The following is an 8,705-nucleotide window of genomic DNA, read 5'->3' on the forward strand; positions in this document are numbered from 1 at the left end:
AGTGACACCGGTTGCCGGAGGTGGTGTAGGCCAGGGAATCCATGTAAAAGCGTCAAGTTTTATTGGACCTATCCTTCCCAACGAAGTACCAACAGCAAGCTCTGTTACCATTGCAGTGGCAAGTAGTTTGAAGGAAGGTTATAATCTTACAGGATCTTATACTTACAGCGATACCGAAGGTGATGCCAATAGCGGAACTACGCTGCAATGGTACCGTGCTGACGATAATACAGGTACTGGCGAAGCAGCCATTACTGGTGCAACAAGTTCAACATATACCATGACAGGAACTGATGTGGGTAAATTTATCCGCTTTGGAGTGGTACCAAAAGCCGCAACAGGCAACAGTCCTGGGCTTGAAGCATTCTCGAACTATACAGGTGTAGTACTGGCCAACGAAGTACCAACAGCATCCAATGTTACTTATACGGGCACGCTTAGATCTTTCGAAGTATTAACAGGAACATATAGCTACAGCGATACCGAAGGTAATACCAATAACGGTACAAGCTTTAAATGGTACCGGGCCGATGATGCAACAGGTACAAATAAAACTGCCATAAGCGGAGCTGTTGCTGCTGCATACACCCTGGCAACAGCTGATGTGGGCAAATACATTGCTTATGCGGTTACTCCTGCATCTTTAACCGGTAATTCACCAGGACTTGAAGTACTCTCTGCTTATCAGGGACCTGTATTAAACAACGAAGCGCCAACGGCAACGAATGTTACTTTTACCGGCGATTTATTCATTAATAAAACATTGACAGGAACCTATACATATACTGATGCCGAAGGTGAAACCCAAGGCGGAACTACGCAGAAGTGGTACCGGGCCGATGATGCTGCAGGTACAAATAAAACTGCCATAAGCGGAGCTGTTGCTGCTACATACACACTAACAGCAGCTGATGTGGGCAAATACATTGCTTATGCGGTTACTCCTGCATCTTTAACCGGTAATTCACCAGGACTTGAAGTACTCTCTGCTTATCAGGGACCTGTATTAAACAACGAAGCGCCAACGGCAACGAATGTTACTTTTACGGGCTCTTTAGTGGAGTATGGAGCACTAACGGGTACATACGACTATGCTGATGCGGAAAACGATCCTGACGATAGTTCTACTTACCAATGGTACCGCGCCGATGATGCTGCAGGTACAAATAAAACAGCCATTAGCGGAGCCACTGCCTCTACTTATAAACTGGCAGCAGCTGATGTGGACAAATACATAGCTTATACGGTAACTCCTGCATCTTCAATGGGTACTTCGCCAGGACTGGCAGTACTCTCTGCTTACCAGGGACCTGTATTAAACGTTTTTGTTCCGGATGCGCCAACCGGAATATCTGCAATGGGTGGAAATGCACAGGCTACAGTTACTTTTACTGCACCTGCGAGTGATGGTGGTTTAGCGATTACTTTTTATACGGTAACCTGCGTAGAGGACGATACAAAAACAGCAAGCGGCACAAGCAGCCCGTTAACAGTAACCGGTCTGACCAATGGTACTGCCTATACTTTTACAGTAAAAGCCAATAATGAAAAAGGTATGAGCGTGGCTAGTGCAGCTTCTAATTCAGTAACTCCTGTTACTGTGCCCGATGCACCCACATTAGTTAGTGCCGTGGGAGGAGATACAGAAGCAACTGTGTCATTTGCAGCACCTGCAAATTATGGTGGTTCAGCGATTACTTCTTATACGGTAACCTGCGTAGAGGACAATACAAAAACAGCAAGTGGCTCGGGTAGCCCAATAACAGTAACCGGCCTGACCAATGGTACTGCCTATACTTTTATCGTTACAGCAACCAATGCAGAAGGTACGGGTGCAGCAAGTACAGCTTCTACTCCGGTAACGCCTGTTAAAGTGCCCGATGCACCAACAGCAGTTAGTGCAGTGGCAGGTAATGCTCAGGCAACAGTATCATTTGCAGCACCTGCTGATGAAGGTGATTCGCCGATTACTAGTTATACGGTAATAAGCAACCCGGCCAGTATTGCAGCAACCGGCCCAAGCAGTCCAATAACAGTAACCGGCCTGACCAATTTTACTACTTATACTTTTACAGTGACAGCTACCAATAATGAAGGTACGAGTGCAGCGAGTACTGCTTCTACACCCGTGACTCCAAAAGCTTTAGAATGGGTTAGCTCTACCGGTACATCCTGGTCTACTGGGGTTATTACGGATGAGAAAGTTAACGCGGTGAGCGTTGCCCCAGCTGGGTTTCACGTGGCTACGTCTCTTGAAATCGAAGCCACGTGGGACGTCGTTCTTGACCGAGATGCGTTTGTGCTCGCCCTTGATCTGCTGCCTGATGAAATTTACCATATTTCCGATGATTACCATTGGTCGTATTATACTAGTGGTTCGTCTGCCTTAACGTATCTTTACTTTGACAATAGTGTTAGGCGAATTTTGTATTGCAAAGATTGATGTTTTCTCATTGCAACCTTTTTTTGCGACTTCCCAACACTTATGGAAAGTTGCTAACGGTTTTCGCTTTATGGGGATGTAAAGCAGTACAGGTAATATAGGTGTTACTGTAAACGACCTGGTAAAAGATGATTGTATTTATATATGATATCTATAAGTTGAGGGATGTGCTTTTAATAATGCAGCATAGTTCGTTAATATCTTGTAAACGCTTTATCTTTAGAGTGTTTACAAGATAAAGTGCAATAAGTTAAAATACTGAAAATAATTATCTTGTCAATCAGGCTGGTTACTGATTACTAAAAACTAACGGATGATTAATTGCAGTATAAATAATTTAATGAGAATTAACAAAATTATAGTAAGCTTATTTGAGAGGGAAGTATACTTACTAATTTCAGATTCAAAAAATAAAACTAGTAGCTAAAATAGAACCATTGTGAGAAAAATTTACACATTATTTATTCTTTGTTACTTCTTTGTGAACTTAAGTGTTTTTGCACAGGAAGGTGGAATTAGTATTGGGAAAGGGAAAAATCCAGCTCATGCCAAAGCAATTTTAGAATTGTTTTCAGAGGGCAAGGGATTATTGACTCCTAGGCTGACAACTGCCCAACGAATAGGGATGTTCGAATCTGTAGATGAAACAGCTGAAGGAATGTTAGTATTTGATACAGACAATAATACGTTCTTTTTCTGGGATGGATCTAAATGGGTAGAGGTGAGTGAAAGTACTTCGAGTGATCCATTGAATTATGCTGATCCCAACGATCCCAACGGCGATGGCAAATTCAGGGAGGATATTACACCCTTAGTGCTGAAAAAACCGATATTTTCGAACAAAAAATCACGGCGATGTGCTTACATCAACCTAAAAAAAGCACACGAACATTTATCAAAACACTAAACCAGAGTATTAATGGTTTTGGTCATTATTATAAATATGGTGACGTAATCAAACAATTTGCCCGTTTAGATTCATTTATACACAAACAAGTACGGGAGTACTTACGCGCATCCGACAAAGGTTTTAGTAAAAACAGCCAACTGCAGAAACTAGGCCTGCGCAGCCTATTAGCTCTAAAGCAAGGCTTGGCACGACCCATAAAAACGGTAAAAAATTACCCTGCTGAAGTGTGGACGGCAATGCCTTCAAAATCTTCGGGCACTGAGGTTCTGAACCTTGCTTTGCTGGAAGAACTAATGGCAAAACTTGTAGAACAAAACAAACAATTAATTGCATTAAGCACCAAACAAACCAGACAATTGGAATCGGTGTTACAATTAGAAAGTGCCTACGTTTAAGCTTATTAACAGTACGAAATTGGAACGAGCCAGATATGTTGGAATCATGAAAATCGTTCCTTCAATATCCCCGGGTTAAAACCCGAGGCAAAGAATGGGTTTGCAGAGAATCAAAATTCATTTGGTCATTGTTCACTGTTCATTGGTTATTAGGTATAAGATTGATTTGCAGCAACACAAATGTTTACTAGTGGGCTTGTTTATTTAAGTGGCAGAGCCGCGCAGTTTTTGTTATTTTATAGTGAATGTAATAAGTAAAAAAATAGATTGATGAAAATTAGAAAGAGTGGGATTAACTATTTTATAAGCGCAGTAATGCTTTGTTTTTCGTTTTTTGCCTCACATGCTCAAAACACGGTTACAGGCAAATTTCCTGCCTTGGCAGGTAAGCAGGTTAAACTGGTTGGCTTTACATCCTTTGGCACGTATGGTATTGATAGTGCCCTGGTTACGGAGCAGGGTGTTTTTAAATTGAATTATGCCGATACAAACTGTGGTATGGCCTATCTAAGCTCTTGGGGTAAAAACACATACTTTGTGGTTCTAAATAAGGAGGACATTCTCCTACAAGGTGAAACATTCGCTGATCCGGGACGCATAAAATGCTTGTCGGGCGAAGAAAACAAATTGTTTGTGCAATATTCCAAAGAGCAGGCCAAACGTGAACAAGCCCTGGGTGCCTGGGAATATCTGCAAAATATTTATCAGGCAGACCCATTTTTTGGGAAACACAAAGCTCCGCAGCAAGAGGTAACTAACGAAATACTACGGATAAAACAAGAGGATACCGATTTTATGAATGGTCTGAATGCAAAAAGTTACCTGAAGTGGTATTTACCGATCCGGAAACTGATCGGTTCTGTTGCAGCCATTGCACGCCGCCAAGCCGATAAAATTCCGGCAGCACTGGCTGCTTTTCGTAATATTGATTATGCGGACGAACGGTTTTATAAAAGTGGTTTGCTAAAAGATGCCATCGAAAGTCATTTTTGGCTGCTTCAAAACTGCGGACAAGTGCTTGATATTGATAAAGAAATAAAGGTTTCCATCGATTTTTTAATTGCCGGCCTGTCGGGAAACGAAAACAGATTTAACGAGGTAACCAAATACCTTTTTAATTTACTGGAAAGCCGTGGTTTGAATCAGGCATCAGAATACCTGTCGTTAAAAGTACTGACACAGACCTCTTGCGCGGTAAACGAAAAACTGGCACAAAAAATGGAATCGTACAGAGCCATGAAAATAGGCAACACAGCGCCCGATATTCTTTTTACGGGCGATGTTTTAAAAAACGGTGCCGCCACAACAGAGGCCAACCGCTTGTCTGATATTCAGTCGGATTATAAAATACTTATTTTTGGCGCCGGCTGGTGCCCGAACTGTATTGACGAATTGAAGCAATTACAGCCTCTTTACAGCAAATGGAAATTAAAAGGTGTAGAAGTGGTGTTTATTTCGTTGGATACCGATGTTGCTGCTTTCAAGGCGTTAACCAGTTCGTTTGATTTTATAAGTGTGTGCGATTATCAGAAATGGGACAGTCAGCCGATAATCGATTATCATGTTATTGCTTCGCCCACTATGTACTTATTGGACGAGAATAATAAGATTATTTTACGGCCCGGTTCCGTCAAGCAAATTGATGCATGGCTTAATCATTCTGATTTATAAAAATAAATACAAATGTTTTTTAAATGAATGAGTAGTAAAGAAACCGAATGGTAAGCGGGCTAAAAAGTTCAAATCTGCTTGCATTTGGAAATAATAATACATGGCTAATTTTTTTATTATAAAATGGTATGATATGGAAACATGGACAAGTAATGAGTTAAAAGACCAAAAAGGCAAAATATTTTTGGTAACTGGGGCAAATACTGGCTTGGGTTACGAAACAAGTCTTGAGCTTGCCAAAAAAATAACTAATGTAGTTATCTGAACGCCCGCCCGTGACAGAATGTAAATAATGTTGGTCGATAATTTGGACACATACCCTTAGCTAGAACTGAAACTGTATTTATTAACGAGCAAAACAAAAATACAGAACATAAAAATCTGAAATCGATAGAAAATCGCGGCCACAATAGGATTTCCTCCTATTTGATGATATAATTAGATTTAAAAACTCTTAAAATGTTTGCATCGCTTTTTGCTCAGAGATGCTTATGCAGGGCATGAAAATCAACTGTTTCGAATGTACGTAAGAAAATGTAATGTATTAAATATTGAATGGTTTGCATTTGTAATAGAGGTTTTGATTCAACAAAGATAATACTTCTTTAATATTACACTAAATGAAGAATTTTAAAATTACTTTGTTTTCCATTTTACATGTTGGATTGGTTTTTTTTAGTTCAGGATAAATTTCAACAAGCCTTAATTGTGAAGGTGCTGAAATTGATATAAATGTAATTAATGGTTTATCTCGTAATTACTTTATTTAGTAGTTGGTTTGGGATAACAAAAACTTTAGAGATATGAAAAATATAATTAAAGAACAGCATCCAATACATTTAGCACATCTGTGCGAGGTTGATGCTTACGCTCACCACCCTGTTTTTATTGGAGAAGGTGGTCAAGGCTTACGTTTAATTTTTCCTGGCGCGGAAGGCGGCACGTTAAAGGGAGATTTGTTAAATGGCTCCATTAGAGCTATTGGCGGCGATTGGGCTCGCATACGTCCCGATTATGCTTTTGAACTTGATGTACGATTGATTATTGATACGGATGATGGGGCTGTGATCTACGTAAACTACTCTGGTATTATAGATATGAATCAGCAACAGGTTGAGCAGTATATGAAAGGCATAGTGCCTGAAAATTTAAATATTTATGTAAGGCCAAAGTTCGAAACCAGCCACGAAAAATACCAATGGTTAAATAAAGCTTGCGTAGTTGGCAAAGGCATAGGTCAAACTACTGATACAGGCTTTAGCATTAAATACTCGTGGTATATCGTAGAATAAATAAAATTGAATAAGCAATAGGTGTTTTACTTATCAAAACAATAAAGAGAAGGTTTCTTCTTGCATGTACAAGGAGTGAAACCGTATAACAATCTTGCAATGACTACTGTTAAGCTTACTGTTTTATTGGTAGTGTAATGGAATTGTAAAGAAAGTGGTGGTGGTTGCTTGATTGTTATATCATTTAGAATATTTAATGAGACTTAATGAGCAAAAAAAAAACGGTTTCATGCCAATGGAAAAAATAGGAAGCAGTTTAAACTATCGTGTACTGAAGAAAAAGAGTTCATGTACACCTCTGTAATTTATTCAATTAGTATTGCAATAAATTATGTGACGAACAGAAAGGTTAAGTGCTATTTAAACTTTCAAATATGAAAGTAGTAAAGAGTATTTGCCAAAAAAAAGATAATACAAAGTTTCTATTTCCATACTACAAGAGGTGAGGAACCTAATCTCTTAGTATTAATCCTCCTATCAGAAATAGAGTTTTTGAAAGAGGCTAAATTCTGAAATGATGTGTCACTTTATTGTGGTATATGCGGAAGTAATCGCATAAAATAATAATGTAAATCAGCATGAACCTTTACTTAAAAAGACTCTACTGTACCTTTATTGTTGCTAAGTTGGTTTAAATATAATTTATGCTCAGGTTTGAACTTGTTATTCAAATTGTAAATTTTTTTATAATTATTAAAATTTGACCTTATGAAAAATAAACATAATGATGATTCGTACAAATCAGACATATTGGTTTCCCCTGTTCTCTTGGCGTTACTATTTATGATTTTAGTTGCGCTTTTGTTATTTTTAATACAAAATTGGACTGTACTGTGATGGTATAGTTGCCTGATTTACTAGTGAGTAGTTTTTGTTTTTTCAAAGTTTAATCATCAACAAACTAAAATAAAGGTTTCTACTTGATCTGGATTCTTAATAAAATCTGAGATTTGGTTTATTGTTGTTTGTTACTTATTTTTTAGTAATCTAACTTTCATTCGTGCGAAAAAAGTGTAATGCACTCCCAGGTAATTGGCAATCATTCTATCTAATATTGTATTGAAAATGTCGGCGTACTCTTCTTTAAAAGTTTGGTAACTTTTTTCTATACTTGCTTCTTTAAGCATTTTAAGTTGTTGGAAGGTAGAGTTTATATCATTTGTTAGCAAACCAAAATAAAAATCTGAAAGTTTGTTGTTTTGAAATGTACAAAGTACCAATACAATGTGAATAAATTACTGGGTGAAGTGTGCCCGCTAATTCGGCTGAAAACATTTGCTGATTTTGCTGGATTAACAAGTGTTTCATTGAGTTAGTATTTGGGAGTTGTTTTGCCCCCTGATATCCAAGAGTTTTATACTATTTTTTTATTTTCCTTTTATAGAGCGATTCAAGCACTCTTAAAATCTACTAATACCTAGCTGGTAAGTTTTATATTGGCCGAAATGATACTCGTATATATCGATTCTTGCAACTAGACAATAGGAGTTATCTGAAAAATTGTTTATAAAATCCGCTTTCTAAATCCTTCGTAGTTAAAGCTGGAAGAAGAATTGAAGTATTATTTAAACCTCCCCATAATTTCTCCTCCTGATATACATTTAGTAATGAATCCTTGAGTCTATGGTGATTTAGTGAATTTGATACATAAGGAATCTATTGCTGTAAGAATCCTTCTTAAAAGAGTTACAATTAAACAGATTACTCTCATTAAGCATAATAGTGGTTTCATGAAAACTATATAAAGTATCTAGAAGGTTCCAATTTGATTCTATAACATTGGTTAAACTTCTCATGAGATCCTATTTTATTTTCAATAAATAGAAACAATAAACGCATCATGGTCAAGTTGTTATATTTTCATGTAAGAAGATGTAAGATGCGAAAGATTGAGAAGTTTCCCTTTGTAATAAGAATTTTGAATCTATGCAGGCAGTGCTGCGTAAATTTAGGACAAATAAAAAACAAAACTATGCTTAAAGAAATCATATTGG

6 protein-coding genes are annotated in these 8,705 nt (G+C 37.9%); all 6 read left to right on the plus strand.

Annotated features, from left to right (window positions below):
- Positions 1–2,443, plus strand: a 2,443-nt coding sequence (locus QUH73_RS20200) for a fibronectin type III domain-containing protein (protein WP_289532258.1), incomplete at its 5' end; no start/stop codon positions are given.
- A gap of 439 nt (positions 2,444–2,882) precedes the next feature.
- A complete protein-coding gene (locus tag QUH73_RS20205; protein WP_289532259.1) occupies positions 2,883–3,350 on the plus strand; it encodes a hypothetical protein in 468 nt (155 codons plus the stop codon).
- Positions 3,299–3,748, plus strand: coding sequence for a group II intron maturase-specific domain-containing protein (locus tag QUH73_RS20210; RefSeq protein ID WP_289532260.1), 450 nt, complete (start codon positions 3,299–3,301; stop codon positions 3,746–3,748). The genes QUH73_RS20205 and QUH73_RS20210 overlap by 52 nt, the downstream gene beginning before the upstream one ends.
- Before the next feature lie 270 nt (positions 3,749–4,018).
- Complete coding sequence (locus QUH73_RS20215) at positions 4,019–5,419, plus strand: TlpA family protein disulfide reductase (RefSeq protein ID WP_289532261.1); 1,401 nt, start codon at positions 4,019–4,021, stop codon at positions 5,417–5,419.
- 133 nt (positions 5,420–5,552) lie between these two features.
- Entirely contained in the window at positions 5,553–5,684 is a 132-nt protein-coding gene (locus QUH73_RS20220; RefSeq protein ID WP_289532262.1) for a hypothetical protein, read from the plus strand.
- A gap of 538 nt (positions 5,685–6,222) precedes the next feature.
- Positions 6,223–6,711 carry a DUF3237 domain-containing protein gene (locus QUH73_RS20225; protein ID WP_289532263.1) on the plus strand — a complete coding sequence of 163 codons (489 nt, stop codon included), beginning with the start codon at positions 6,223–6,225 and terminating at the stop codon, positions 6,709–6,711.
- The last annotated feature ends 1,994 nt before the right edge of the window (positions 6,712–8,705 follow it).

The sequence above is a fragment of the Labilibaculum sp. K2S genome, assembly GCF_030372765.1.
GTDB lineage: Bacteria > Bacteroidota > Bacteroidia > Bacteroidales > Marinifilaceae > Labilibaculum.